General features: G+C 32.8%; 25 protein-coding genes and 1 tRNA gene. 16 read left to right on the top strand and 10 right to left on the bottom strand.

All coding sequences use genetic code 11. The annotated features are described in order from the left end of the window. Positions 1-49: 49 nt before the first annotated feature. Positions 50-1,192, bottom strand: coding sequence for a DEAD/DEAH box helicase (locus tag N5D90_RS08075; protein WP_280062125.1), 1,143 nt, complete (start codon positions 1,190-1,192; stop codon positions 50-52). Between the two features lie 245 nt (positions 1,193-1,437). Between N5D90_RS08075 and N5D90_RS08070 the strand changes: the two genes are divergently transcribed. Both N5D90_RS08070 and N5D90_RS08065 read left to right on the top strand, forming a co-directional pair. Continuing rightward, positions 1,438-2,613 carry a PLP-dependent aspartate aminotransferase family protein gene (locus N5D90_RS08070; protein ID WP_280062124.1) on the top strand — a complete coding sequence of 392 codons (1,176 nt, stop codon included), beginning with the start codon at positions 1,438-1,440 and terminating at the stop codon, positions 2,611-2,613. An 89-nt stretch (positions 2,614-2,702) separates the two neighbouring features. Next, positions 2,703-3,212, top strand: coding sequence for a hypothetical protein (locus N5D90_RS08065; RefSeq protein ID WP_280062123.1), 510 nt, complete (start codon positions 2,703-2,705; stop codon positions 3,210-3,212). 36 nt (positions 3,213-3,248) lie between these two features. Here N5D90_RS08065 and N5D90_RS08060 read toward each other — a convergent pair whose 3' ends face one another. Next, the gene (locus tag N5D90_RS08060) at positions 3,249-4,265 is read right to left on the bottom strand and encodes a low specificity L-threonine aldolase (RefSeq protein ID WP_280062122.1); all 1,017 of its coding nucleotides are present in this window, start codon (positions 4,263-4,265) and stop codon (positions 3,249-3,251) included. Positions 4,266-4,358: 93 nt separating this feature from the next. Here N5D90_RS08060 and N5D90_RS08055 point away from each other — a divergent pair, with 93 nt between their 5' ends. From N5D90_RS08055 to N5D90_RS08035, 5 genes are all read left to right on the top strand, one after another. Then, on the top strand, positions 4,359-5,030 hold the full coding sequence (locus N5D90_RS08055; protein WP_280062121.1) for a response regulator transcription factor: 672 nt from the start codon (positions 4,359-4,361) through the stop codon (positions 5,028-5,030). 1 nt (position 5,031) lies between these two features. Then, positions 5,032-6,306 carry a HAMP domain-containing sensor histidine kinase gene (locus N5D90_RS08050; RefSeq protein ID WP_280062120.1) on the top strand — a complete coding sequence of 425 codons (1,275 nt, stop codon included), beginning with the start codon at positions 5,032-5,034 and terminating at the stop codon, positions 6,304-6,306. Between the two features lie 64 nt (positions 6,307-6,370). Continuing rightward, on the top strand, positions 6,371-6,799 hold the full coding sequence (locus N5D90_RS08045) for a PepSY-like domain-containing protein (RefSeq protein ID WP_280062119.1): 429 nt from the start codon (positions 6,371-6,373) through the stop codon (positions 6,797-6,799). A 112-nt stretch (positions 6,800-6,911) separates the two neighbouring features. Further along, complete coding sequence (locus tag N5D90_RS08040) at positions 6,912-7,169, top strand: type II toxin-antitoxin system Phd/YefM family antitoxin (RefSeq protein WP_280062118.1); 258 nt, start codon at positions 6,912-6,914, stop codon at positions 7,167-7,169. Beyond that, positions 7,170-7,442, top strand: a complete 273-nt coding sequence (locus N5D90_RS08035; protein WP_280062117.1) for a Txe/YoeB family addiction module toxin — start codon at positions 7,170-7,172, stop codon at positions 7,440-7,442. A 63-nt stretch (positions 7,443-7,505) separates the two neighbouring features. Here N5D90_RS08035 and N5D90_RS08030 read toward each other — a convergent pair whose 3' ends face one another. Continuing rightward, on the bottom strand, positions 7,506-8,153 hold the full coding sequence (locus N5D90_RS08030; protein ID WP_280045208.1) for a protein-L-isoaspartate(D-aspartate) O-methyltransferase: 648 nt from the start codon (positions 8,151-8,153) through the stop codon (positions 7,506-7,508). 71 nt (positions 8,154-8,224) lie between these two features. Between N5D90_RS08030 and N5D90_RS08025 the strand changes: the two genes are divergently transcribed. Then, the gene (locus N5D90_RS08025; RefSeq protein ID WP_280062116.1) at positions 8,225-9,229 is read left to right on the top strand and encodes a Gfo/Idh/MocA family oxidoreductase; all 1,005 of its coding nucleotides are present in this window, start codon (positions 8,225-8,227) and stop codon (positions 9,227-9,229) included. Positions 9,230-9,421: 192 nt separating this feature from the next. Then, on the top strand, positions 9,422-10,312 hold the full coding sequence (locus N5D90_RS08020; protein WP_114997739.1) for a 3-hydroxyacyl-CoA dehydrogenase family protein: 891 nt from the start codon (positions 9,422-9,424) through the stop codon (positions 10,310-10,312). A gap of 76 nt (positions 10,313-10,388) precedes the next feature. Here the strand turns inward: N5D90_RS08020 and tpx are convergent, their stop codons facing one another. After that, positions 10,389-10,889 (bottom strand): thiol peroxidase, encoded by a 501-nt coding sequence (tpx, locus tag N5D90_RS08015; protein ID WP_280062115.1) that lies wholly within the window; start codon positions 10,887-10,889, stop codon positions 10,389-10,391. Positions 10,890-11,000: 111 nt separating this feature from the next. Between tpx and N5D90_RS08010 the strand changes: the two genes are divergently transcribed. The 3 genes from N5D90_RS08010 (at position 11,001) to N5D90_RS08000 (ending at position 13,661) form a co-directional block, all read left to right on the top strand. Then, positions 11,001-12,182 (top strand): pyridoxal phosphate-dependent aminotransferase, encoded by a 1,182-nt coding sequence (locus N5D90_RS08010; protein WP_280062114.1) that lies wholly within the window; start codon positions 11,001-11,003, stop codon positions 12,180-12,182. Positions 12,183-12,386: 204 nt separating this feature from the next. Next, positions 12,387-12,460: transfer RNA gene (locus tag N5D90_RS08005), tRNA-Met, on the top strand. Between the two features lie 148 nt (positions 12,461-12,608). Further along, entirely contained in the window at positions 12,609-13,661 is a 1,053-nt protein-coding gene (locus tag N5D90_RS08000) for an NAD(P)/FAD-dependent oxidoreductase (protein ID WP_038332589.1), read from the top strand. 60 nt (positions 13,662-13,721) lie between these two features. Here the strand turns inward: N5D90_RS08000 and N5D90_RS07995 are convergent, their stop codons facing one another. After that, positions 13,722-15,167 (bottom strand): DUF5723 family protein, encoded by a 1,446-nt coding sequence (locus tag N5D90_RS07995; RefSeq protein ID WP_280062113.1) that lies wholly within the window; start codon positions 15,165-15,167, stop codon positions 13,722-13,724. Between the two features lie 108 nt (positions 15,168-15,275). Then, entirely contained in the window at positions 15,276-16,067 is a 792-nt protein-coding gene (locus N5D90_RS07990) for a TIGR00266 family protein (protein ID WP_280062112.1), read from the bottom strand. Between the two features lie 142 nt (positions 16,068-16,209). On the opposite strand from N5D90_RS07990, the gene N5D90_RS07985 reads away from it, so the two are divergent. From N5D90_RS07985 to N5D90_RS07970, 4 genes are all read left to right on the top strand, one after another. Further along, positions 16,210-16,542 (top strand): 2Fe-2S iron-sulfur cluster-binding protein, encoded by a 333-nt coding sequence (locus N5D90_RS07985; protein ID WP_180905218.1) that lies wholly within the window; start codon positions 16,210-16,212, stop codon positions 16,540-16,542. A 75-nt stretch (positions 16,543-16,617) separates the two neighbouring features. After that, on the top strand, positions 16,618-19,455 hold the full coding sequence (polA, locus tag N5D90_RS07980) for a DNA polymerase I (RefSeq protein WP_280062111.1): 2,838 nt from the start codon (positions 16,618-16,620) through the stop codon (positions 19,453-19,455). A gap of 138 nt (positions 19,456-19,593) precedes the next feature. Further along, complete coding sequence (locus N5D90_RS07975; RefSeq protein WP_280062110.1) at positions 19,594-20,616, top strand: hypothetical protein; 1,023 nt, start codon at positions 19,594-19,596, stop codon at positions 20,614-20,616. 121 nt (positions 20,617-20,737) lie between these two features. Beyond that, positions 20,738-23,050 carry a GH92 family glycosyl hydrolase gene (locus N5D90_RS07970; protein WP_280062109.1) on the top strand — a complete coding sequence of 771 codons (2,313 nt, stop codon included), beginning with the start codon at positions 20,738-20,740 and terminating at the stop codon, positions 23,048-23,050. 49 nt (positions 23,051-23,099) lie between these two features. Here N5D90_RS07970 and N5D90_RS07965 read toward each other — a convergent pair whose 3' ends face one another. From N5D90_RS07965 to gpmI, 4 genes are read right to left on the bottom strand one after another with little or no spacing between them, the layout of a single operon-like run. Continuing rightward, on the bottom strand, positions 23,100-23,876 hold the full coding sequence (locus N5D90_RS07965) for a class I SAM-dependent methyltransferase (RefSeq protein WP_280062108.1): 777 nt from the start codon (positions 23,874-23,876) through the stop codon (positions 23,100-23,102). Between the two features lie 9 nt (positions 23,877-23,885). Then, complete coding sequence (gene map / locus N5D90_RS07960; RefSeq protein ID WP_038332603.1) at positions 23,886-24,695, bottom strand: type I methionyl aminopeptidase; 810 nt, start codon at positions 24,693-24,695, stop codon at positions 23,886-23,888. Continuing rightward, positions 24,692-25,114, bottom strand: a complete 423-nt coding sequence (locus tag N5D90_RS07955) for a BT0820 family HAD-type phosphatase (RefSeq protein ID WP_038332605.1) — start codon at positions 25,112-25,114, stop codon at positions 24,692-24,694. The genes map and N5D90_RS07955 overlap by 4 nt, the downstream gene beginning before the upstream one ends. A gap of 27 nt (positions 25,115-25,141) precedes the next feature. Beyond that, complete coding sequence (gene gpmI / locus N5D90_RS07950; protein WP_280062107.1) at positions 25,142-26,677, bottom strand: 2,3-bisphosphoglycerate-independent phosphoglycerate mutase; 1,536 nt, start codon at positions 26,675-26,677, stop codon at positions 25,142-25,144. Positions 26,678-26,697: the final 20 nt, after the last annotated feature.

Raw genomic sequence — 26,697 nt, 5'->3', positions numbered from 1 at the left:
TGAGTTCAGAGAAAACTTAGAACTTATTACTCATAACTTAAAACTTATTTTAATATCCGTGTAAATTCACATCATCAGTAGGAAGTAAATCAACTTTTTTACCCATTTTTTTCTGAATGATTTTGAAATGGTGTACATCTTCTTCTGTAATCAAACTAATTGCTTTTCCATTTGCATTTGCACGACCTGTACGTCCAATTCTATGTACATAATCTAAAGGAGAACGAGGTAATTCGTAATTAATCACAGTTGGCAAACCTTCGATATGGATTCCGCGTCCAATCAAATCTGTTGCAACCAAAACTTTAACATCACCTAATTTAAAATCTTCCAAATTATCCATTCTCGCGCCTTGGGATTTCTTACTATGAATCGCCATCGCAGAGATTTTATTCTTTTTTAATTTTTCAACCAAGTTATCAGCAGTTCGTGTCGAAGAAACAAAAACCAAAACTTGCTCTAAGTTTTCAGATTTGATTAAATAACGTAAAAAAGGACCTTTTGTTTCTGCATCAACTTTGTAAGCAATTTGCTCGATTTGTTCCAAATCAATTTCTTGCTTTTTAATTTCAATAACAATCGGATCAATATTTAATGTAGATTTTATTTCATCAATTTTATCATTCAAAGTCGCAGAAAAAAGAATAGATTGTTTCTTTTTCGGAACACTTTTCAAAATTCGGTTCATTTCATCACCAAATCCTAATTGGAACATTTTGTCCGCTTCATCAATCACCAAATATTGCAATTGATCTAATGATAAAGCATTATGATCCATCAAATCTAATAAACGACCAGGTGTTGCAATTAAAATTTCTGTACCATACAAATTTTTCATCTGTGGATTAATCGAAGTTCCTCCATACACCGCTTGTGTTTGTACTTCACGACGTAAAGCAGTTTGTAATCCTGCAAAAGTTTGTTCAATTTGAACTGCTAATTCACGTGTTGGAACTAAAATTAATGCTTTTATGTTACGAGATTTTTCGTACGATTGATGTTGAATTTTTTGCAACAAAGGCGCAACAAAACACAAGGTTTTTCCAGAACCAGTTTTTGCAATTCCCATCATATCTTTTCCTTTTAAAATAGATGGAATTGTTTCGGTTTGAATTTCAAAAGGTTTTAAAAATCCAAGTTTTGTAATTGCTTTTGATAAATATGGTGATAATCCTAAATTTTCGAATGACATAAATTGATATAAGATTGCAAAGGTAGAGATTAAATCTGAATGATATTTTATGAAAAATTGTTCAGTTCAACATTTTTGAATTTAATGAAAATGAAAGATTTAAAAACAAATTCTGAAATATTTCTAAAAATCATTTTATAATCGTGTCTAATTCTTTAAAATTAGATTTTAAACAGAAATAATTTCGGTTTAAAACTTATTAAAAAGCTTTTAGCTTAATAAAACTATCGTTAACTTTGATTCTTATGAAAAAAGATCAGTCTAAGATAATTCGTGAGCAAGCGCCAAGATCTGCTACTCGCGAGCATTCGGTTCCATTATATTTAACTTCAAGTTTTATTTTTGATAGTGCAGAACAAGGACGTGCAATTTTTGCGGAAGAAGAGCAAGGGATGGTTTATTCGCGTTATGCAAATCCAAATACAACAGAGTTTATTAATCGCGTTTGTGCGTTAGAAAAAGCTGATGCTGGTTTGGCTTTTGCGTCGGGAATGGCAGCTGTTTTTGCGTCATTTGCATCGTACATCAAAAGTGGAGATCATATTGTGTCGAGCCGTGCAATTTTTGGTTCTACGCATCAATTAATTACACAATTGTTTCCACGTTGGGGTGTAACTTATACGTATGTAGAAACGCCAAATATTGAAGATTGGGAAAAAGCAATTCAACCAAATACAAAAATTGTTTTCTTAGAATCTCCTTCAAATCCTGGATTAGAATTATTCGATTTAGAAGCTTTGGCAAAATTGAAAGAAAAACATCCGCATGTTATTTTTGCAATTGACAATTGTTTTGCGACACCATATTTACAACAACCTTTGCAATTTGGATTTGATTTATCTATTCATTCTGCAACAAAATATATGGACGGACAAGGTCGAGTTTTGGGTGGAGTAGTTGTAGGAAAAGAAGAATTAATCAATGAAATGATGTTTTTTATTCGTCATACAGGTCCGGCGATGTCTGCTTTTAATGCATGGACAATTTCTAAAAGTTTAGAAACTCTGCCGCTTCGTATGGATCGTCATTGCGAAAATGCGTTAGCGTTGGCAGAAGCTTTGGAAAATCATCCTGAAATTGCAGATGTAAAATATCCATTTTTACCATCGCATCCGCAATATGAGTTGGCGAAAAAGCAAATGAAAGGCGGTGGTGGAATCGTAACGTTTGAAGTGAAAGGCGGTAAAGAGCGTGCTTTCAGATTTATTGATGCATTAGAAATGATTTTGTATACGTCTAATTTAGGAGATTCTAGATCGATTGCAACGCATCCAGCTACAACAACTCACGCAAAATTATCAGATGCAGAACGTGCAGATTTAGGAATTATGCCAGGTTCTATTCGTTTATCAGTCGGTTTGGAAGATAAAACAGATATTATCGAAGATATTTTGCAAGCATTAGAAAAAACTAAACTTTAATAAGTTGATTATTTGTTGATTATGTGTAATTATTAAAAATTTATTCATTTCAGCACGGACTTTGCTTAGTCTAAACGAAAGTTTAGAAAATGAAGAAGGTTTTAATTTTTGGATTTACATTGTTCGCAATGTCAAGTTATGCACAACATAGGCCAAATGATGGAAATAATAGAAATGTCGATATTTTAATTGAACGATCAGATTATTATGATATATCATCAAGTCAAAAAAATAAAATAATTGCTTTAAAAAAACAAGCAAGTAAAGATTTCGAACGTATTGGTAGAGATCGCAATTTGTCTGGTTACGAAAAAGGTAGAAGAAAAAGAGAGATTTCGTACAATTTACAACGAGATATTGATAAAATCTTAAATGATAATCAACGTTACAAATGGTCAAATTCTCATCGTGATGATTATTACAAAAATAGAATTGATAATCGATTAGAGCGTTTAGAAGACGAATATGAAAGAGATATCAAGCGAATAGAACGTAATTATTTTCATGATAAAAATTTGATGAAACGTAAAAAAGAAATCAGAAAAGCAGAATATAAACGCGCAAAAGAGCGTATGAAAAATGCGAAAGATTATTATTAAAATAAAAGGATCCACAAATTATGGATCCTTTTTTTTTTATATTGATTTGATAAAACTTTCTACTTGTTCCTCTGGCGTTATCCAAGAAGTAACCAATCTAATTGCAGAATTTTGATCATCAATTTTTTGCCAAATATAAAACTCAAAATCTTGTTGTAGTTTTTCGATAATTGAATTTGGTAAAATAGGAAAAATTTGATTGGAAGATGGTTCAGTCAAAAAGTTGTGACCTTTTGCTAAAATAGCATTTGCTAATTTTTCTGCCATTTGATTAGCGTGTTTTCCCATTTCGAAAAATAAATCATCTCGAAACATTTCCGAAAACTGTATTCCAATCAAACGTCCTTTCGCTAACATTCCACCTTTTTGCTTGATATGATAACGAAAATCTTCGTCCAATTTCAAATTATTTATCACAATTGCTTCACCTAAAAGTGCTCCATTTTTAGTCCCTCCAATGTAAAAAATATCTGTAAAATTTGCCATATCTTCTAAAGTTAAATCACATTTAGAATAAGTTAAAGCAGAAGCTAAACGCGCGCCATCAACGAAAAGATATAAATTGTTTTTTTGGCAAAAATGATAAAGCTCTTGTAATTCCTTTTTCGAATAAACACTTCCAACTTCCGTAGAATTAGAAATATAAACCAATTTTGGCTTTACCATATGCTCGTCCGTGTGTGTGGCAAGAACAACCGAAATTTGCTCAGGAGTTATTTTTCCGTTATCCGTCGCAATGGTATTTACTTTATGTCCTGTTGCTTCTATCGCGCCAGTTTCGTGAACAGCAATATGCCCACTTTCTGCTGCAATTACAGATTCATGTGGTTTTAGAATAGAAGAAATTACAATTAAATTGGCTTGTGTTCCTCCAGAAACAAAATGAATTGCTGCATCTTTTTTCAGATGTTTTTTGATTAATTCTCTTGCTTCATTGCAAAATTCATCTTCGCCGTAACCAATTGTTTGTTCTAAATTTGTATCGATTAATCGTTGCAAAATTGCTGGATGAGCGCCTTCGCTATAATCATTTTTAAAGCTATATTTTTTCAAAATTGAAATCTTAAATTTTGAGAATAAAAGTAGGAGTTTTCCTAATTCTTTCCTATTTTACTATCTATTTTTACCAATTATTTAAACTGAATTATGAAGGTTTTAGTCGTAGAAGATGAAATAAAATTGCAAGAAACGATTGTTGAATTTTTAGAAAAAGAAAAGATGATTGTCGAAACTGCTGATAATTATCAGCAAGCTTTGGATAAAATAATTTCGTTCGATTATGATTGCATTTTGTTGGATATGATGTTGCCAGATGGCGATGGAATGTCTTTGTTGAAGGAATTGAAGAATCTTCATAAAGAAACTTCAGTCATTATTTTGTCGGCAAAAGATTCGGTTGATGATAAAGTAGAAGGATTATTGGTTGGAGCGGATGATTATTTGGCGAAACCATTTCATTTTGCTGAATTATTGGCTCGAATTAAAGTTGCTTTGCGTAAAAATCTACAAAAAGGAGAAGATGTTTTGAGTTATAAAAATGTTCAAATTTTTCCCGAAGATCGTTTGGTTAAAGTAAATAATATCGAACTGAAATTGAATAGAAAGGAATACGATTTGCTGTATTATTTTATGTTGAGACCCGAACGTGTTTTTCAGAAAACGACTTTAGCAGAAAGTGTTTGGGGAGATCATATTGAGCTATCAGATAATTTAGATTTTATTTATTCGCAAATAAAAAATCTAAGAAAAAAAATGAAAGAAGCGAATTCTGAAGTCGATTTACAAGCGGTTTATGGGATTGGTTATAAGTTGATTTAACATGAAAATATCACTAAAAAATTATACATTTCGTTACCTCACATTTTGGTTGCTTATCGTTATTGCGATTTGGGCTTTTCTTTTTCATTCCTTGATTTTGGATGAAGTTTATGACAATGTAGATGACGGATTAAAGAATCAAAAAATAGAAATTATTCGAGAAGCTTATCGCGATCCGAATTTATTAAATACAACCGAATTTGGATTAAGTCAATTCAAAATTACCAAAGTTGATCCAAGTAAATATGATGAAAGAAATCATTTTTCGAACGAGTTGGTTTACATGGAATACGATGATGATATGGAGCCTTATCGTATATTGAGAACTGGTTTTTATGACAAAGAAAATCATCCATATTCGTTAGAAATTAGAACCTCAACCGTTGAAGAAGATGAATTGATTTATGATTTGTCTCTTTCTTTGATTGCGCTATACTTTTTTATCTTGATTAGTATATTGTTGATTAATCATTTTGGATTGAAAAAAGCCTTCAAACCTTTTGGACAAATTATTTCTCAACTAAGAAAATATGAAGTGGGAAATAACGAAAAACCAAAACTTGTTGAAACGAATGTGAAAGAATTTTCTTATTTGCAAAAAGAAATTGAGCGAATGATTAATCGAAATGATGAGGTTTTTAATTCGCAGAAATTGTTTATCGAAAACGCTTCGCACGAGTTGCAAACGCCCTTGACAATTGCACTAAATAAACTTGATTTGCTAATAGAAAATTCAGATTTAAAAGAAAAAGAAGTGATGAGTTTAGTAGAAACAAAACAAACACTTTGGCGAATGGTAAATCTAAACAAATCGTTGTTAATGTTATCTCGAATCGAAAATAATCAATATAAAAATAATGTTGAAGTTAATTTTACAGCTTTGACAAAAGATTTGATCGAAGATTATGAAGAAATTTTTGAAGCAGAAGAAATTAAATTAGAAACGAATTTTAAGGCAGATTTTATTCTTGATTTTAATATCGATTTGGCGCGAATTTTAATTTCAAATTTGATTAGAAATGCGATCAAACATAACAATGATGAAAAAATTATTAAGATAGAAAGTGACTCAAATCAATTTATAATTTCTAATACAGGAAAAACCGCAACGTTGGATTCGAATCTTATTTTTAGTCGTTTTTATAAACAAGGAACAAGTGATGGAAATAATGGATTGGGGCTTTCGATTGTGGACACAATTATCAGAAATCAACAAAATCTAAAGTTAGATTACAATTATGAGTTTCCTTTTCATCAATTTATTCTGAAAAAATAAATTATTCCCAAATCTTTCCTAATTCACTTTGCAACTTTGTCTTATAATTATAAAATCAAACAAAATGAAAAAGTTTTTAAGTGTTATCATGTTAAGTGCAACGTTGATTTCTTTTGCTCAAGATAAAGCGATAAAATATAACCAAGTTCCAAAAACGGGACAGCAATTTATCAATAAACATTTTGGAGCAAAACAAGTTGGTTCTGTGATGTTGGACGACGATTATTTTTCGAAAGAATATAAAGTGTATTTGGCAAATGGAACAAAAGTAGAATTTGACGGAGACGGAGCTTGGAAAGAAGTTGATGGAAAACGAAATGCTATTCCAACAGGATTTATTCCAGCTAAAATTTCAAATTATGTGAAAAGAAGTTTTCCGAATACTACAATCACAAAAATTGAAAGAGACCGAAAAGAAATTGAAGTAAAATTGAACAATGGACTTGAATTAAAATTTGATAAAAACGGAAATTTCAAGAAAATTGATGATTAATAAAGTATCAATAAATCGAAGTTTTATAGTTTTAATTGTTTAATATTAAGTTGATTATATAATTTATTTGTATATTTGTGTACCAATATGGTTATCATTAAAATTTAAAATGATGTTAGTTATTAGTACAAGAGAATTTAGAGAACACCAAGGAAAGTACCTTAAAAAGGTAAAAGAGGGAGAAGATGTTGTATTAAAATCTCGTGAAAATGGGAGTTTTAAATTGGTTCCTCTAACAGAAGATGATACTTTGATGAATAAAGAAGAATTTTTCAACAAATTAGATCTTTCTTTGCAACAAGCAAAAGAAGGAAAAACAATAAGAGTGTCTTCTGTAGAAGAGATTAAAGCGCTTTTAGATAGTTTGTAGATGTACAATATAGATTTTACAAATTATGCTCTTGAGGATTTAGGTAAATTAAAAAAATCTGAACCAAAAGCATTTAAAAAAGTTGCTAAATTAATCGAAGAACTCCGAATCCATCCAGAAAAAGGAACAGGACATCCAAAACCTTTGGGAGGTAATAGAGTTGGAGAGTGGTCTCGCAAAATTACAGATAAGCATAGATTAATTTATACAATAGATAATGACCAAGTTATTGTTTTGGTAATTTCTGCATATGGTCATTACGATGATAAATAATTTCGATAAAAAAAATATATTCAAAGAAAAACTCCAACTAAATTTTAGTTGGAGTTTTTTATTCTATTTATCTCGGCTTTCTAACATTGGCACAAATTTGAAATCTCCAAATTCGTAATGCTCAAATTGATCTTCTGATAAACGTATAATTACAATCATTCGTTGCGATTGTTCACCAACTGGAATCACCATTATTCCACCAATATTCAATTGTTTTTTTAATTCTTCTGGAATTTCTGGCGCACCAGCTGTTACAATAATTTTATCAAAAGGAGCAAAAGAAGGTAAACCTTTGTAACCATCTCCATACGTCTGATAACGTGGCTCGAAATTGATTTTTTTCAACATGATTTTTGAGAAATCAAACAAATCTTTTTGACGTTCAATCGTAAAAACTTCAACACCTAAAGCAACCAAAACCGCAGTTTGATAACCAGAACCAGTTCCAATTTCTAAGACTTTTTCATTAGGTTGAATATCTAATAATTGTGTCTGAAAAGCAACTGTAAACGGATGCGAAATTGTTTGTCCAGCAGCAATCGGAAAAGCTTCGTCGCGATATGCGAATTCGGTAAAAGCGCTGTCTAAAAATAAATGTCGTGGCACTAAATTAATAGCTTCCAGCACGTTTTCATCTTCAATTCCTTTCGAGCGCAACAAATCAACCAACATTTTGCGTCGTCCTCTGTGTTTAAAATCGTCTACAGACATATTCCAAAATTTTTACAAAAATGCATTAAATACAACTTATTCTCATTAATTTTAACGGCAAAATCTACCAAATGTTAAAAGTAGGAGTGATCGGTGCTGGGCACCTTGGAAAAATCCATTTAAAGTTATTAAATCAATCGGAAAGATACGAATTAATTGGCTTCTTTGATTCTTTTGAAGAAAATGGAAAAAAAGTTGAAGCTGAATTTGGGTTTAAATATTTTAGTTCAATGGATGAATTAATTGATGTTGTTGATGTTGTCGATATTGTGACACCAACCTTATCACATTATGAAGTTGCATTGAAAGTGATCGAAAAAAATAAACATTTTTTCATCGAAAAACCAGTTACGCATACCTTAGAAGAGGCAGATCATTTGTTGAAATTGACAAATGAAAAAGGTCTGAAAGCGCAAGTTGGACACGTAGAGCGTTTCAATCCTGCATTTACAGCGGCTGCACCTTTTATAGAAGAACCATTATTTATCGAAACGCATCGTTTGGCAGAATTTAATCCGCGCGGAACAGATGTTCCTGTTGTGTTGGATTTGATGATTCATGATTTGGATGTGTTTTTATCGATTGTAAAATCAGAAATTAAATCAATTCATTCGTCTGGAGTTTCGGTTATTAGTGATACGCCTGATATTGCAAATGCTCGAATTGAGTTTGAGAATGGTTGTGTGGTTAATGTTTCGACAAGTAGAATGTCGATGAAAAATATGCGAAAAATGCGTGTTTTTCAACGAAATGCGTATATTTCAATTGATTTCTTGACGAAAAAGACTGAAATTATTAAGATGCACAAAGCGCCAGAAAATCCAAGCGAATTTGCAATGATTTTGGAAAATGATAAAGGAGATCGTAGAGAAATTTGTTTCGAACATCCAGAAGTTTTACCAAATAATGCAATTTTGGATGAATTGGAAAGTTTTGCAGATTCTATTGTGAATAATTCACCAATCAAAGTTTCGTTACAAGATGGACGAAATGCCTTGAAAGTTGCATTGGAGATTATTGCTTATTTTGAAAAAGAGCAGCAAGTCATCAAAAATCAAACAATCGAGAAAGAATAATCGAAGTTAGATTTTAGAAGTACGAATTTCGAAAAAAATATGATGTGATTCTGAAACAAGTTCAGAATGACGAAAGTTTGTCAAGCTGAATTCATTTCAGCTTCTCATCCTGAAAAATCAAATTTCGCAAAACGCATTTCGAACTTCGAATCTCGAAAAAAACATAAATAATAAAAACAAACATACAAAAAGATGAAAAACATTACAGTTATTGGAGCTGGAACGATGGGTAACGGAATTGCTCACGTTTTCGCACAATCAGGATTTGCAGTGAATTTGGTAGACGTTTCTCAAGATAGTTTGGAACGTGGATTGAAAACAATCGCTGGAAATTTGGAGCGCATGATCGCCAAAGAAAAAATTACAGAAGCTGATAAAACAGCAACTTTAAATAATATTACAACATTTACAGATACTGCGGAAGCAGTAAAAAATGCGGATTTAGTTGTAGAGGCTGCGACAGAAAATTTAGATTTGAAATTGAAAATCTTCAAACAAATTGATGAAGCTGCGCCTGCAAATGCAATTTTAGCATCAAATACGTCTTCTATTTCGATTACAAAAATTGCATCTGTTACAAGTCGTCCAAAACAAGTGATTGGAATGCATTTTATGAATCCAGTTCCGATGATGAAATTGGTCGAAATTATTCGTGGTTATGATACAACTGACGAAGTAACAAAAGCGATTATGGAAATGTCAGAAAAATTAGGAAAAGTTCCAGTTGAAGTGAATGATTATCCTGGTTTTATCGCGAATCGTATTTTAATGCCAATGATTAACGAAGCAATTTATTCTTTATACGAAGGCGTTGCGGGCGTGAAAGAAATTGACGAAGTAATGAAATTAGGAATGGCTCATCCAATGGGACCATTACAATTAGCTGATTTTATTGGTTTAGACGTTTGTTTATCAATCTTAGAAGTATTGTACGATGGTTTCAAAAACCCTAAATACGCGCCTTGTCCATTGTTAGTAAACATGGTAACAGCAGGTAAAAAAGGAGTGAAATCTGGAGAAGGATTCTATGATTATTCAGAATCTAAAAAAGCTGAAAAATTAGCTGCTCAGTTTGCAAAGTAATTTATCTTACACAAAATAGTCAAAATAAAAAGCGTTACTTTTCGGGTAACGCTTTTTATTTTGAAAACTATTTTGATTACTTAATTGCTGCTAAAGCGTGAGTGTAATCTGGTTCTTGACCAATTTCAGGAACTTGCTCTGTGTAAGCAACTTCTCCATTTGGATTAATCACCACAACTGCGCGAGAAAATAAACCGTTTAATGGTCCATCAACCATTTTTACACCATAAGCATTTGCAAACTCTTCATTTTTGAAATCAGATAAAGTCACTACATTATCCAAACCTTCGGCAGCACAAAAACGAGATAAAGCGAAAGGTAAATCTTTCGAAATACATAACACAACTGTATTTGCAGCAGAAGAAACTTCTTTGTTAAAAGTTCGTACAGATTGCGCACAAACACCAGTATCAACACTTGGGAAAATATTTAAAACAACATTTTTTCCAGCATAATCAGCCAATGTTTTGTCGCTTAAATCGCCTGCTGTTAAAGCAAAACTTGGGGCTTTTTCACCAACTGTTGGTAAATCTCCGCCTGTATGAATAGGATTTCCTTTGAATGTAATTTCAGTCATAATTTTTTGTTTTATTCTAGATTTTTAATGATTAAAAGTAACAAAATTCTACGGAGAAAAAAGTATCTTCGCAACAATAAATTGTTACATTACAAATAACACACAAATATTATGCAACTTTCAAAGCGTTTACAGAATTTGAAACCATCTGCAACTATTGCAATGTCTGCGAAAGCAAGAGAATTAAAATCACAGGGAATCGATGTGATTAGTTTAAGTATTGGAGAACCAGATTTCAATACACCAGATTTTATCAAGGAGGCAGCTAAAAAAGCTATCGACGATAATTATTCAGGATATCCTCCAATTGCAGGGTATGCAGATTTGAAGGAAACAATTTGTAAGAAGTTTAAACGTGATAACAATATTGAATATACAGCAAATCAAGTTGTTGTTTCTACAGGAGCAAAACAATCTATTTATAACGTTTTACAAGCAATTGTAGACGAAGGAACTGAAGTGATTATTCCAACACCTTATTGGGTTTCTTATTCAGATATTGTAGAATTATCAGGAGGAACGCCAGTTTTTGTGGAAGGAACTTTAGAAGCTGATTTCAAAATTACACCAGCACAATTAGAGGCTGCAATTACAGATAAAACGCGTGCTATTATTTATTCATCTCCTTGTAATCCGTCAGGATCAGTTTATACAAGAGAAGAATTGAAAGGTTTGGCTGAGGTTTTAGCAAAATATCCAGATGTGATTATTATTTCGGACGAGATTTATGAGCACATTGTTTACGGAGAAAAAAATGTTTCGATAGCATCTTTCCCAGAAGTTTATAACCAAACGGTAACTGTAAATGGTTTAGCAAAAGCTTTCGCGATGACAGGTTGGAGAATCGGTTTCATTGGAGCTCCAGCTTGGTTAGCAAAAGCATGCGAAACATTACAAGGGCAAGTGACTTCGGGAGCAACATCTATTGCGCAACGTGCAGCAATTACGGCTTTAGAAGCAGATCCAAGTTCTGTTCAATACATGGTTGATGCGTTTGCAGAACGTCGTGAATTGATGTTAGGTTGGGCAAGAGAAATTCCAACGTTCAAAGTAAATGAACCAAAAGGAGCTTTCTATTTATTCCCAGATGTTACGGCAACTTTTGGAAATACATACAATGGTGTTACAATTAACAATGCAGATGATTTGGCTTTATATTTATTAGAGCATGCACAAGTTGCAGTTGTTTCTGGTTCGGCTTTCGGATCTAAAAATTGTATTCGTATCTCGTATGCGGCGTCTGTAGAAGAGTTGAAAGAAGCAATGATACGTATCAAAAATGCTTTAGCGTAAGTAGAAAAGCAGGTAAAATATCAAAATCTTCAAGTTTTGCTTGAGGATTTTTTTGTTGATGATATTTTTCTTTAAAAAAATGTGATTTTAATTTTAATGAAATTCAATTGATTAGCCTATTTAAGCGACTTTTTATTGAAAATATTTCAAAAAAGATTTGTTTTAATCGAAAATAACCTCTTATATTTGCACCACTAAAAACAAGGCGAGGTAGCTCAGATGGTTAGAGCGCAGGATTCATAACCCTGAGGTCGGCAGTTCGATTCTGCTCTTCGCTACAACTTCAAAAGACAAATTCATTATCGAATTTGTCTTTTTTATTATCAATAAATATTATTAGACTTCTGATGATAATCATCGATTAATCCTTTCAAATTCATTAAATTTGCATTCAATTTAGTAACGTTCTAAATAAAATTCAAAAAAATGATTCAAACAGATATAGTTATAATCGGAGCTGGACCAACTGGTCTTTTTGCCGTTTTCGAAGCAGGTTTATTAAAAATGAGATGTCATATTATTGATGCACTTCCTCAACCTGGAGGACAATTGACAGAATTGTATCCCAAAAAACCAATTTTTGATATTCCTGGTTATCCTTCTGTAGGTGCAGGTGAATTGATTGATAATTTGATGGAGCAAATCAAACAATTTGAGCCAGGTTTTACATTGAACGAACAAGCTGCAACAATCGATAAGCAAGAAGACGGAACTTTTATTGTAACAACTAATAAAGGAACGCAAGTGCAAGGAAAAGCAGTTGCGATTGCAGGTGGTCTTGGATCTTTTGAGCCTCGTAAACCAATTATCGAAAACATTGAAGCATACGAAGAAAATGGAGTGGAGTATTTTGTGAAAAATCCTGAATTGTTCCGTGATAAAAAAATCGTGATTGCTGGTGGTGGAGATTCTGCTTTGGATTGGTCTATTTTCTTGGCTGATGTGGCTGCGGAAGTTACGTTGGTACACAGAAGAAATGAATTCCGTGGAGCGTTAGATTCTGTTGATAAAGTAATTGAATTGAAAAAAGCGGGAAAAATTAATTTAATTACCCCAGCCGAAATTACTGGAATCAAAGGTGATGGGAAAGTAGAATCTTTGGTCATCGAAAAAGGTGAAGAAACTTTTGAACTTGAAACAGATTACTTTATTCCATTATTTGGACTTTCTCCAAAATTAGGCCCTATTGCAAATTGGGGATTGGAGATTGAGAAAAATGCAATTAAAGTAAATAATGCGTTAGATTATCAAACAAATATCGAAGGGATTTACGCAATTGGTGACGTAAATACGTATCCAGGAAAATTGAAGTTGATTTTATGTGGTTTCCACGAAGCAACATTAATGTGCCAGTCTGTTTACAATAGAATGAATCCTGGGAAAAAATTTGTCTTGAAATACACAACAGTTTCTGGTGTTGATGGTTTCGACGGGACAAGAAAAGAAGCTGAAAAAGCGGTTGTCAAAGCTATTGACTAATTTTAACAAAATAAATAGAAATATTTTTTAAACCTTTTGCGTTTTGCGTAAAAGGTTTTTTTATTCACATTCACAAGGTTCTCTACTTCGTCTTTTGGCTTCATTATCCCAAAAGGGATAAAATTTTAATCCAAAATAAAAGTTTGCAGAAGTTAATTTTTTCTGTTTAAAAACGATTGGAATTGCATTATCACTGCCCAAAATCAGAGGACCAATTCTTACATAACCACCGAATGTTACATTTTCATAATCATAGATAGAAAGGGAAGGTCCAATTCCAAATCCATCTTTTTGGATAGTATAAGAAGTTTGTAGCACATTGATACGTTTCAAACTATTTTCAAAAACTGGAATTCGTTGCATCCAATTGAAATTTAAGTAATGATTTTCAATAATTTTTTTACTTAGATTAAGATGTAAACTGGTTGGTAAACCGATCGAAAAATTATTTCCCGTTTTATATTTTGTTTCATCACCATAAACTTCTTTGCTCAAAAGTCCTAAATATTGATCAACACTTTCAAATTTAACTCCATCTAAATTTGGATTATTACGAAGTTGAACTCTTTGCGAAGGATTGTAGAAATGATGGTTATCGCCTCTGAATTTTACTAATCCAACATCTAATAAATTTGCTGAAAATTTGAAATCATATAATTCATCATTCGCTCTTCTGTTCACAAAAGAAATTCCTAAATCTATTCCAACTCCATTTCCTCTATTTCGTAAAACATATTTATCTCGATCAAAATCATAATTGGTAGAATATCCTGCTTTTATATCATAATTTGACGCATAAATATTTGCATCAGGATTGTCGATTGTACTTGTTATAGTTGGTTCAGCTTCTAATTTTATCGCGTTTTTACTTTTGATATACGCGCCATCTAAACCCATAAGATATTTAATATTTGCCCCAATAATAACTTCAGAAGTATTAGTTGTATACAAATTTGTTGCAACATTTAAGCCTAATTCAGCCCAATTCATTGCATTTGTCTTTGTAGGTTCAAACATATAATTTTTTGGTTCTATTTCATTCTGATTACTAAAACGAAAATAATTATCTAAATCTTTAATAGAACCTTGTGTACGAAGTCGGGTAAAAATTCCAACACGATAAGTTTGACCTTTAATTTTCTTTTTAAAAGAAACCGAAGGTCCCATAAGATCATTTTCTAAATGATAAGAAATCGTATTTTTAGTTGTGAAATCTAAAATATTAGAATGTGTATCTCCTCTTATTCCAGCTTTTATATTTGCTGATTTTGTTTCACCTTTTATTAAACCTAATACGTTTTGATCGGATATGTAAGCGTAATCATTTCTGAATAAAATATCTTCAGAAATAATATTAACATCCCATTTATTCGGGTTGAAATATGAAGTTGTCGGAGAAAAAACACTACCGTTAATCCCGCTATATTGATCATTACTAAAAGATAAAATATTTTGTCCAAAAGTAAATCCTGAACAAAAAATAACGGTTAATAGAAGTTTTTTCAAATGATGAAATTTTTATTAAAAATAAGAAAAATCAATCAAAATAAATTATGGTTTTCCGTATAAAATAAAAGAGTTTCAATTTGAAACTCTTTTTTGTAAAATTAAATTTTAATCACCATCAATTAATCTTCCTAAACCTCCTAAAATAGATCCTTCACCTTGAGAAGAACCACCCGCAGAAGGTGCATGAGCAATAATACGATCAGCCAATCGGCTAAAAGGTAAAGACTGAATATACACAACTCCTGGACCTCTCAAAGTCGCAAAGAAAACACCTTCTCCTCCGAAAAATGTATTTTTAATTCCGCCTATAAATTCGATGTCGTAATGAACAGATTGTTCGAAACCAACAATGCAACCTGTATCAACTTTCAAGACTTCGCCAGCTTGTAAAACTCGACTATACAATGTTCCGCCAGCATGAATAAAAGCCATTCCGTCGCCTTCTAATTTTTGCATAATGAAACCTTCTCCTCCAAAAAGTCCAGTTCCTAATTTTCGATTAAATTCAATTCCAACCGAAACTCCTTTTGCAGCGCAAAGAAAAGCATCTTTCTGACAAATAAATTTTCCATTTACTTCTGGTAAATCAATCGGAACAATTTTTCCTGGATATGGCGCAGCAAAAGAAGCTTTCTTTTTTCCTTGTCCGTAATTCGTGTACGAAGTCATAAACAAACCTTCACCTGTTAACATTCGTTTTCCAGCATTCAATAATTTTCCGAAAAGTCCACCGCTTTGTTGCGAACCATCGCCAAAAATTGTTTCCATTTTTACGCCATCATCCATCATCATAAAACTACCTGCTTCTGCTACAACAGTTTCTTGTGGATCCAATTCAATTTCGACAAATTGCATTTCTTCGCCGTAAATTTTATAATCTATTTCGTGTGCATTCATTTTTTTAATTTTCTAATTAGTAGTCAAAATTCGTAATTCGTAACAGTTCTTATTTAAAATTAGTATTAAATATAATCCAATGAGGCATATTCTTTTTTTGAAAGTAAACAATCCGTATTTTTGTGTAACTTGAAAAAGTATTATGGCAGATATTAAAATTACAATTATAGATAGAGAAGGTGTTTCGCACGAAGTTGATGCACCTACTGATATGAATATGAATATTATGGAGCTTGTGCGTGCATACGAATTAGCACCAGAAGGAACCATTGGTATTTGTGGTGGAATGGCGATGTGTGCCTCTTGTCAATGTTATGTATTGACACCAGAAATTCAATTACCTGAAATGACGCCTGATGAAGATGCAATGTTAGCAGAGGCTTTTAATGTGAAAGATAATTCTCGTTTAGGTTGTCAGTTACATCTTTCGGATGAAATGGATGGATTGGTTGTTGAATTAGCGCCAGAATATTAAAATAAACGTATTGCGGTTAGCGATTTGTGAGAATTTTCGCTTTACGCTCATCGCTTTTCGCATAACGAAAATTATATGAATCAATTAGATAAAAGACTTTTTTTGTTAGATGCGTATGCCTTAATTTTTAGAGGATATTATGCATTTATCAAAAATCCACGAATCAATTCAAAAGGGTTCAATACATCGGCAATTATGGGATTTACAAATTCCTTGTTCGATGTTATTCGCCGTGAACAACCAACGCATTTAGCAGTTGTTTTTGATGTTGGTCAAGCAACAGTTCGTACGGTGGATTTTCCTGAATATAAAGCAAATCGTGATGAAACGCCAGAAGCGATTCGTCAAGGTGTTCCGTATATTCAAGATATTTTACGTGCGTTAAAAATTCCAGTGCTTTTTGCCGAAGGTTATGAAGCAGATGATGTAATTGGAACTTTGGCTCAAAAAGCTGAAAAAGCTGGTTATACAACCTATATGGTAACGCCTGATAAGGATTTTGCGCAATTGGTAACAGATAAAATCAAGATGTATCGTCCTGCTGCAAACGGAAAAGGTGTGGAGATTTGGGGAATTGAAGAAGTCAAAGAAAAATTTGAAATCGATGATCCAATTCAAGTGATAGATTATCTTGGAATGATGGGTGACGCTGTCGATAATATTCCAGGTTTACCAGGTATTGGAGCGAAAACGGCAAGCAAATATTTGAAAGAATTTGGTTCGATGGAAGGACTTTTAGCGAATACAGATAAGCTGAAAGGAAAAGCCAAAGAAAAGATTGAAGAAAATAAAGAACTTGGAATTCTTTCGAAAAAATTAGCCACAATTATTACAGATGCTCCAGTTGAATTTGATGAAGAAGATTTAACGGTTTGTCCACCAGATATTGAAAAAGTTACTGAACTTTTCACGGAGTTAGAATTCCGTAGAATGTTAGAAACGGTTTACAGAATTTATGGTTTGGATGCTTCTGGAATTATCAAAGAAGCGCAAGAAGAAATTTCTGCGGCAAGTCAGATTTCTTCAAATCAAACGCAAACGGCTCAACAATCTTTGTTTGATTTTACTTCTGATGAAGAGATTATTCCTCAAAATTCTGCGTTTACAGATATTTCAACAACGAATCATTTATATCAATTAATCGATACAAAAAAAGGTCGTGAAATTTTATTACGAAATATTCTAAAACAAAAAGAAGTGACGTTCGATACGGAAACAACTTCTTTGGACGCTTTAGAAGCTGAATTGGTCGGGATTTCATTTTCTTGGGAAAAAGGAAAAGGTTATTATGTGCCTTTTTCAGCTGATTTTGAAGAAACGAAAACAATTATCAACGAGTTTAAACCATTTTTTGAAGATGAATCAATTTCGAAAATTGGTCAAAATTTAAAATATGATATCAAAGTTTTAAACAAATATGACATTGTTGTGTTAGGTCAAAATTTTGATACGATGATTGCTCATTATTTGATTAATCCAGATATGCGTCACAATATGGATGTATTGTCGGAAACTTATTTAAGTTATCAACCCGTTTCAATCGAAAGTTTGATTGGTAAAAAAGGAAAAAATCAAAAGAATTTTCGTGATGTTCCGTTAATGGATCAAACCGAATATGGCGTAGAAGATTCTGATATTACAAATCAGTTGAAAAATCTTTTCGAGCCTGAATTAATTAAAGCAAATACACACAAATTATTCACTGATCTTGAAATGCCATTGATGCAAGTTTTGGCTGATATGGAATTGGAAGGTGTTAATTTGGATGTTCCTTTTCTGAAAGAACTTTCGGTAAAACACGAAGCTAAATTAAGAGAATTAGAAGCAAAAATTCAGGAAGATGCTGGAGAAGAATTCAATCTTAATTCGCCAAAACAATTGGGAGAAATCTTATTTGATAAATTACAATTAGATCCAAAAGCTAAGAAAACCAAAACAGGACAATACGCAACTGGAGAAGAAATTTTATCGAAATTGAAAGATAAACATCCAATTATCAATGATATTTTAGAGTATCGCCAATTACAAAAATTAAAATCGACTTATATTGATGCGTTACCAGAATTGGTTAATCCAAAAACTGGTCGAGTTCATACAACATATGCGCAAACGGTTGCTGCAACGGGACGTTTGTCTTCTGTCAATCCGAATTTACAAAACATTCCGATTCGTTCAGAAGCTGGACAGCAGATTCGTAAAGCCTTTGTTGCACGAGATGAAAATCATGTGATTATTTCTGCCGATTATTCACAAATTGAATTACGTTTGATTGCGCAAATGTCACAAGATCCTGCAATGGTAGAGGCTTTCAAACATGGTGAAGATATTCACGCTTCTACTGCTGCAAAAGTTTTCAATGTTGCATTGGATGAGGTAACGCGTGAACAACGTAGTCAAGCAAAAACGGTAAATTTCGGAATTATTTATGGTGTTTCCGCGTTTGGTTTGGCAGATCAAGCGAATATTTTGCGTAAAGAAGCCAAAGCATTGATTGATGCGTATTACGAAACGTATCCAACGTTGAAAGCATATATCGAAAAACAAGTTGAGATCGCTCGTGATCAAGGATTTGTAGAAACGCTGATGGGACGTCGTCGTTATTTGAAAGATATCAATTCGAGAAATGCTGTCGTGCGTTCGCATGCAGAGCGAAATGCTGTAAATGCGCCAATACAGGGAACTGCGGCGGATATCGTGAAAATGGCAATGATTCAAATTCAGAAAGAATTGAAGAAAAATTATCAAACCAAAATGATTTTGCAAGTGCATGATGAGTTAATTTTTGATGCACCAAAAGATGAGGTAGAAAAAGTTTCTGAATTAATCAAATCGACTATGGAAGCGGCAATGCAAATGGATGTTCCGTTAATTGCAGAAGTCGGAGTAGGAGCAAATTGGTTAGAAGCACACTAAGATTTCAACTATTACAATATTTTATAAACGCCACTCGAAGAGTGGCGTTTTTTGTTAAAATATATTTAAAACTTAATGATTCACAAATTCTTAACATTTTTAAAATATATCTTTATCGTAAATCATTTTAAAAACTATATGAAAAGAATTATACTATTTTTTACATTGTTTGCCATTTCGGTCAACGCACAACTTGTGAATTTAAAAATTACCGATTTTTTGGATAATTTGCCATTAGATGATGCGGATATTTATTTCAAGAATTCGACTAAGAATTTTGTTTCGGATCAGCAAGGAAAAGCGATGATTGATTTGAGTAATGTTTTGCAAACAGATGAATTAATCGTATCGAAAAAAGATTACCAAGATGCAATTTTGAAAGTTTCGGATTTGAAATCTGAACTCAATATCAAACTCGAAAAAGTTTCGGAAGTAGAACTTCAAGAAGCGTTCATTACAAACCTGAAAGCAGAAGATATTTTGAAAAAAGTAATCGAAAACTACGATAAAAACTTTAATACTGATGAGCATTTTTATAAAGTAATTTTTATAATTGATGAAATTGTAGATTCTACGAAAAGAGATTTCATTGATTTAGATTTGCAGCTTCGTTTTAAGAAAGATAATTTGAATATAAAATCTAATAATCAGGTTAAAGAACGAATAATTAATGAGCCAAATTATGGATATAAAATAAATTTATTACCCATTTTAGGTATGGTTTCTTTGAAAGAAGTCGTAAATGATTATCTGAAATATTATAAAAAATATAAACTTTCAAAAGTCAACTTAACAAAATATGGTGATGAGTTGATGTATGAATTTTATTTGGATAATAATTCGTTTCATCGGTTTTTGGTGGCAAAGGATTCTTTTGCTATTGTAGAATATAAAGTAGATGCAGAAGGAATTGAAATAAAAAAGAGTCAACAAACTGTGAATTTTGTTAATACCTATTACAGATACAGACCTTATCAAGGGAAATATATTTTGAAAGAATTAATGCGCAATTGGAGTACAGATTACAGAGGAGGTGATGGAAGTAATCATAATGTTAATGTAAAAATGAACCTTGAAGTTAAAGATTTCAGTACGCAACCTTTCCCTGAATTCAATAAATCGGTGAATGAGAAAATGGATATTCGTAGAAGTTTTAAATAAAATAGTTTTCAAAATAGAAGCGTTACCAAGAAAAGGTAACGCTTTTTATTTTGACTATTTTATGAAGAGATTGAAGATGAGGCAAAAAAAACAATATCTTTAATCTTCAGAATAATTACACATGAAATCGATAAAATTAACACTGATAAAAATATTGGTTCTGCTTCCTGCCGTTTATCCTTTGTTTATTAATGCGCAAAAAACGTTGTACAACAACAAAGAGATTGATCCTGTTGATTTGGTAAATCCGTTGATGGGAACCGATTCTAAATACGAATTATCTAACGGAAATACGTATCCTGCGATTGGTTTGCCTTGGGGAATGAATTTGTGGACGGCTCAAACAGGGAAAAATGGGAACGGTTGGCAATATCAATATTCGGCCGATAAAATTAGAGGTTTGAAACAAACGCATCAGCCTTCTCCTTGGATGAACGATTATGGACAATTTTCGTTGATGCCAACTACGGGTTCGGCGGTTTTTGATGAGGAAAAAAGAGCGAGTTGGTTTTCTCATAAAACAGAAGTTGTGAAACCGTATTATTATTCGGTTTATTTGGCAGATTATGATGTTGTAGCGGAAATGACACCAACAGAACGCGCTGCAATTTTTAGGTTTACATTTAATCAAACCGATCATGCGAATGTTGTGATTGATGCTTTTGATAAAGGTTCTTATGTAAAATATGTTGCGGAAAAAAATCAAATTATTGGATATTCGACGCGTTATTCGAGAGGAGATTTAAAGAATTTTAAAAATTATTTTATTGTTCAGTTTGATACGCCAATCAAAGAAGTAACTGTTTTTGATAATGGAAAAAAAATTAATAAAAATGAAATTTCGAGTAAACACGCTGGGATTGTAGTTAGTTTTGGAGCTCAAACAAAAGCTAAACCAATTATTGCAAAAGTTTCTTCTTCATTTATTAGTGATGAACAAGCAGCGACAAATCTGAAAGAATTAAAAAATCATTCGTTTGAACAAATTGCTAAAAAAGGTCGTAAAATTTGGAATGATAAATTGGGACAATTGGCTATAGAATCGGATAATTTGGATGAAATGAAAACTTTTTTTTCGACATTGTATCGCACACTTTTCTTTCCGAACAAACTTTATGAAATTGATGAGAAGAATAATGTCGTTCATTATAGCCCTTACAATGGAAAAGTTTTGCCTGGTTATTTGTTTGGCGGAACTGGTTTTTGGGATACGTTTAGGGCGTTATATCCATTTCTTAATTTGGTTTATCCGTCAATCAATGTCGAAATGCAAGAAGGTTTGGCGAATGCGTACAAAGAAGGAGGTTTTTTACCAGAATGGAGTAGTCCAGGATATGCTGATATTATGATTGGAAATAATTCGGCTTCGGTTGTAGCAGACGCTTATATGAAAGGTTTGCGAGGTTATGATATTAATACTTTATACGAAGCGCTTTTGCATGGTGCAAATAACGAAGGACCAATGAGTGCTGTTGGACGAAAAGGAGCGAAATATTACAATGATTTGGGATATGTGCCTTACGATGTTGGAATTAATGAAAATGCTGCAAGAACATTGGAATATGCGTATGATGATTTTACAATTTATCAATTAGGAAAAGCTTTGGGACGACCAAAAGCAGAAACTGATTTGTATAAAAAACGATCAATGAATTATAAAAACTTGTTCGATCATTCGACAGGTTTTATGAGAGGAAAAAATAAAGACGGAAAATTTCAATCGCCTTTCAATCCTCTAAAATGGGGAGATGCGTTTACAGAAGGAAATAGTTGGCATTATACATGGAGTGTTTTTCATGATGTACAAGGTTTGATAGATTTGATGGGAGGAGATGAAAAATTTATTTCGAAATTAGATAGTGTTTTTCTTCAGCCACCATTGTTTGATGATTCGTATTACGGGCAAGTAATTCATGAAATTAGAGAAATGCAAATTGTAAATATGGGACAATATGCGCACGGAAATCAACCTATTCAACACATGATTTATTTGTATAATTATGCTGGAGAACCTTGGAAAGCTCAATTTTGGACAAGAGAAGTGATGAAAAAATTATATGCTGCAACGCCAGACGGATATTGTGGTGACGAAGATAATGGGCAAACATCTGCTTGGTATGTTTTTTCGGCATTAGGTTTTTATCCTGTTACGCCAGCTGTGGACGAATATGTGATAGGTTCGCCATTGTTTAAAAAAGCTACAATTTATTTAGAAAATGGACGAAAAATTCAGTTGATAGCAGAAGATAATTCGAACGAAAATATTTATATCAAATCAGTTGAATTAAATGATAAAAAATATACGCAGAATTTCTTTAAACATTCAGAATTAATAAAAGGCGCAAAAATTGAATTCAACATGAACAATAAACCGAACAAAAATCGAGGAACTAAACAAGAAGATCGACCATATTCGCTTTCGGTAAATGATTAATACGAAAAAAGCTCAACTATTAGTTGAGCTTTTTTTATGATTTTATATTTTATTCAGCTTTTGGTTTGCGAACCACAGGTAAAATTTCACCTTTTTCTAAGCAATATTTTTGAACATCTTCCGACGGAATTTGTTTCGTGTAATCTACTTTTTCGACGATAAAACCTACATCTTCCAAACGTTTGTAATAATCTAAACCATACACACGAACGTGATCATATTGTCCAAATTTTTCTTTACGTTCTTCTTTTGTTGTAACCGTTGGATCTTCGTACGTTACATCTCGTTGATACGAAATCGGAACTTGAAAAATTCCCCAACCTCCAGGTTTCATGACACGAAATAACTCGCTCATCGCTTTGTGATCGTCAGGAATATGTTCCAAAACGTGATTACAAAAAATGATGTCAAATGTATCATCACCAAAAGGTAAATCGCAAATATCTGCTTTTACATCTGCCAAAGGCGATTCGATATCACTTGTGATGTATTCTAAATTCTTCATCGCACGAAAACGCTTGATAAAAGATTGCTCTGGCGCAATGTGCAAAACTTTTGCTTTTTCGGTAAAAAAAGACGTTTCATTTTTTAGGTATAACCACATCAAACGATGTCTTTCTAATGAAAAAGTTCCGGGTGAAAGCACATTATCACGCTGTTTTTCGTAACCATAAGGCAACAAACTGTAATAACCTTGTCCATCAATTGGATCTACGAAACGATTTCCTTTCATAAACCAAACTAAAACTGGACGAACGATATAACTACCTTGAATCAACAATGGACGAGGTAGAATATTCATGATTTTTTTTAAAAGCTTTTTCACAAAAGTTTTTTAGGGTTTGAATAAAAATGGTTTTTCTTCATCAGATTCGATACCTAACGCATCGTAAATAAACTGATAAGTTGACAATAATTTTGGTTCGCCATCTACCACACAAACATCATGTTCGAAGTGAGCCGAATATTTATCGTCGCGCGTTGTAACCGTCCAACCATCTGGATGAAAGAAAACTTTTTCAGTCCCCATATTTACCATTGGTTCGATGGCTAACACCATTCCTTCTTCAATTTTTTTACCAGATCCACGACGTCCATAATTCGGAACTTGTGGCTCTTCGTGCATTTTACGACCTAACCCGTGTCCAACTAATTCACGAACGATTCCGTAACCTTCTTTTTCACAGTATTGTTGAATTGCAAAACCAATATCACCAACGCGATTACCTTTTTTCATTTGTTCAATTCCTTTGAACATTGATTCTTTCGTAATGCGTAATAATTTTTCAGTTTCAGCATCTACTTCACCAACTGCAAATGTATAAGCGTGATCTCCGTAAAAATCATTCATATAAACACCACAATCTACTGAAACAATATCTCCTTCGTTAAGCGGTTCGTCGTTTGGAATTCCATGAACAACTTGTTGATTTGGAGAGATACAAAGGTTTTTAGGGAAATCGTACATTCCTAAAAATGCAGGATATCCACCATTGTCGCGAATAAATTCGCCTCCTAATTTATCTAAATGATTGGTTGTAACACCAGGCACTACTTCTTTGGCTAACATACCCAAGGTTTTTGAAACCAATTGAGCACTTAGGTACATTAGTTCTAATTCTTCTTTACTTTTTAAATGTATCATAATCCGAAAAATCCTCTTTTCTTTTTCTTCTCAGGAGCTTTTTGCCCGTTTGCGTGAACACTTAATTCAATCTTTTTTGTAATGATTTGATAAACGTCACTCCAACCTGGGAAACCTCCTAAATTTCTGTCGTCGATAAAGATATCGGCATTTATTTTTCGACTTTGCGTATTTTTATCAAAATCCTCTCCGTCAAAACTATTGTTGATGGCATAAAACTCAATACCGTTTTGTTTACAAAACTCAACCGCTTCGTCCAAAGCTTTACCACTACGATAAGTCCATAAAGTAAGGCGATATCCGTCGTTTTGTAATTGTTTCAATGTTTCGAAAGCGAAGATTTTAGCTTTTCCAATTTCTGGATATTTATCATCTACCACAGTTCCGTCAAAGTCAACAGCAATAATTTTATTAATCATGTTTGTAAGTATTTAAAGTTATTTAGGTTATTTTTTTTGAACAATAATATTTCCAGTCATTTCGGTTGGAATTTCAATTCCCATCAAAGTTAAGATAGTTGGCGCAATATCTCCAAGTTTACCATGCTCAACATTCCATTTGATATCTTTCTGAGCCAAAATAAATGGAACAGGGTTCGTTGTGTGTTGCGTATTAGGTGATCCGTCTTCATTCATCATAAAATCTGAATTTCCGTGATCGGCTAAAATTACCACATTGTAACCATGTTCTAAAGCTGCATTTACAATTTTCTCCGCACAAGAATCTACTACTTCAGCAGCTTTTATCGCCGCAGACATTACACCTGTATGACCAACCATATCCGTGTTTGCGAAATTTAAACAAATAAAATCAGCTGATTCTTTTTCGATTTCAGGAACAATAGCATTTGTAATATCGTAAGCTGCCATTTCTGGTTTCAAATCGTAAGTCGCAACATCTCTTGGCGAAGCACATAAAATACGAGATTCTCCAACGAAAGGCTCTTCGCGACCACCATTGAAGAAAAATGTTACGTGCGGATATTTTTCAGTTTCAGCAATACGAATTTGCTTGCGACCAGCATTTGCAATAACTTCTCCTAGTGTATTAACAATGTTTTTCTCATCAAAAATTACCGCAACTCCAGTATATGTAGCATCATATTCTGTCAATGTGATATATTTTAGATTTAATTTATGCATTCCAAATTCTGGATAATCATGTTGTGTTAAAACTTCTGTGATTTCACGTCCACGATCAGTTCTGAAATTGAAACAAATCACTACATCATCATTCTCGATTTTAGCTTTTGGTTGACCATTTTCATCCGTTACAATAATCGGTTTGATGAATTCGTCTGTCACACCTTCATTATAAGATGCACGAATTGCTTCTAATGGATTTGTTGTTGTTTCACCAACTGTATTTACCATTGCATCGTATGCTAATTTCACACGTTCCCAACGCTTATCACGGTCCATTGCATAATAACGACCAGTTATCGAAGCAATTTCTCCTGTTGATTTTGTCATATGATTCATCAATTCTGTGATAAATCCTTCACCAGATTTTGGATCGGTATCACGACCATCAGTGAAAGCATGTACAAAAACATTTTGTTGTAAACCTGATTGATTTGCTGCATCTAACAAACCTTTCAAATGATTGATATGTGAGTGTACACCACCATCAGAAACTAAACCGATGAAATGTACTTTTTTGTTATTCTCTAAAGCATATTGAAAAGCATCTTTTAAGATTGGTTCGTTTTGTAACGTTCCGTTTTCAACTGCCATATTGATTCGAACTAAGTTTTGGAAAACCACGCGTCCAGCACCCAAATTCATATGTCCAACTTCCGAATTTCCCATTTGCCCTTCTGGTAAACCAACGGCTAAACCAAACGTATCCAACGTAGAATGTGGGAATTTCTCGAAACAGCTATCTATAAAAGGTGTATTTGCTTGCGCGATTGCAGAAACAGCAGGGTTTGGTCCAATTCCCCATCCGTCCAAAATCATTAATATTGCTTTATTGTTCATTTTTCTTGTAATAATTAAGC

The organism is Empedobacter sp. GD03797 (assembly GCF_029842105.1).
Classification (GTDB): domain Bacteria; phylum Bacteroidota; class Bacteroidia; order Flavobacteriales; family Weeksellaceae; genus Empedobacter; species Empedobacter falsenii_C.
Note: the sequence above shows the minus strand (reverse complement) of the source record. Positions and strands in the feature narration are given on the sequence as shown.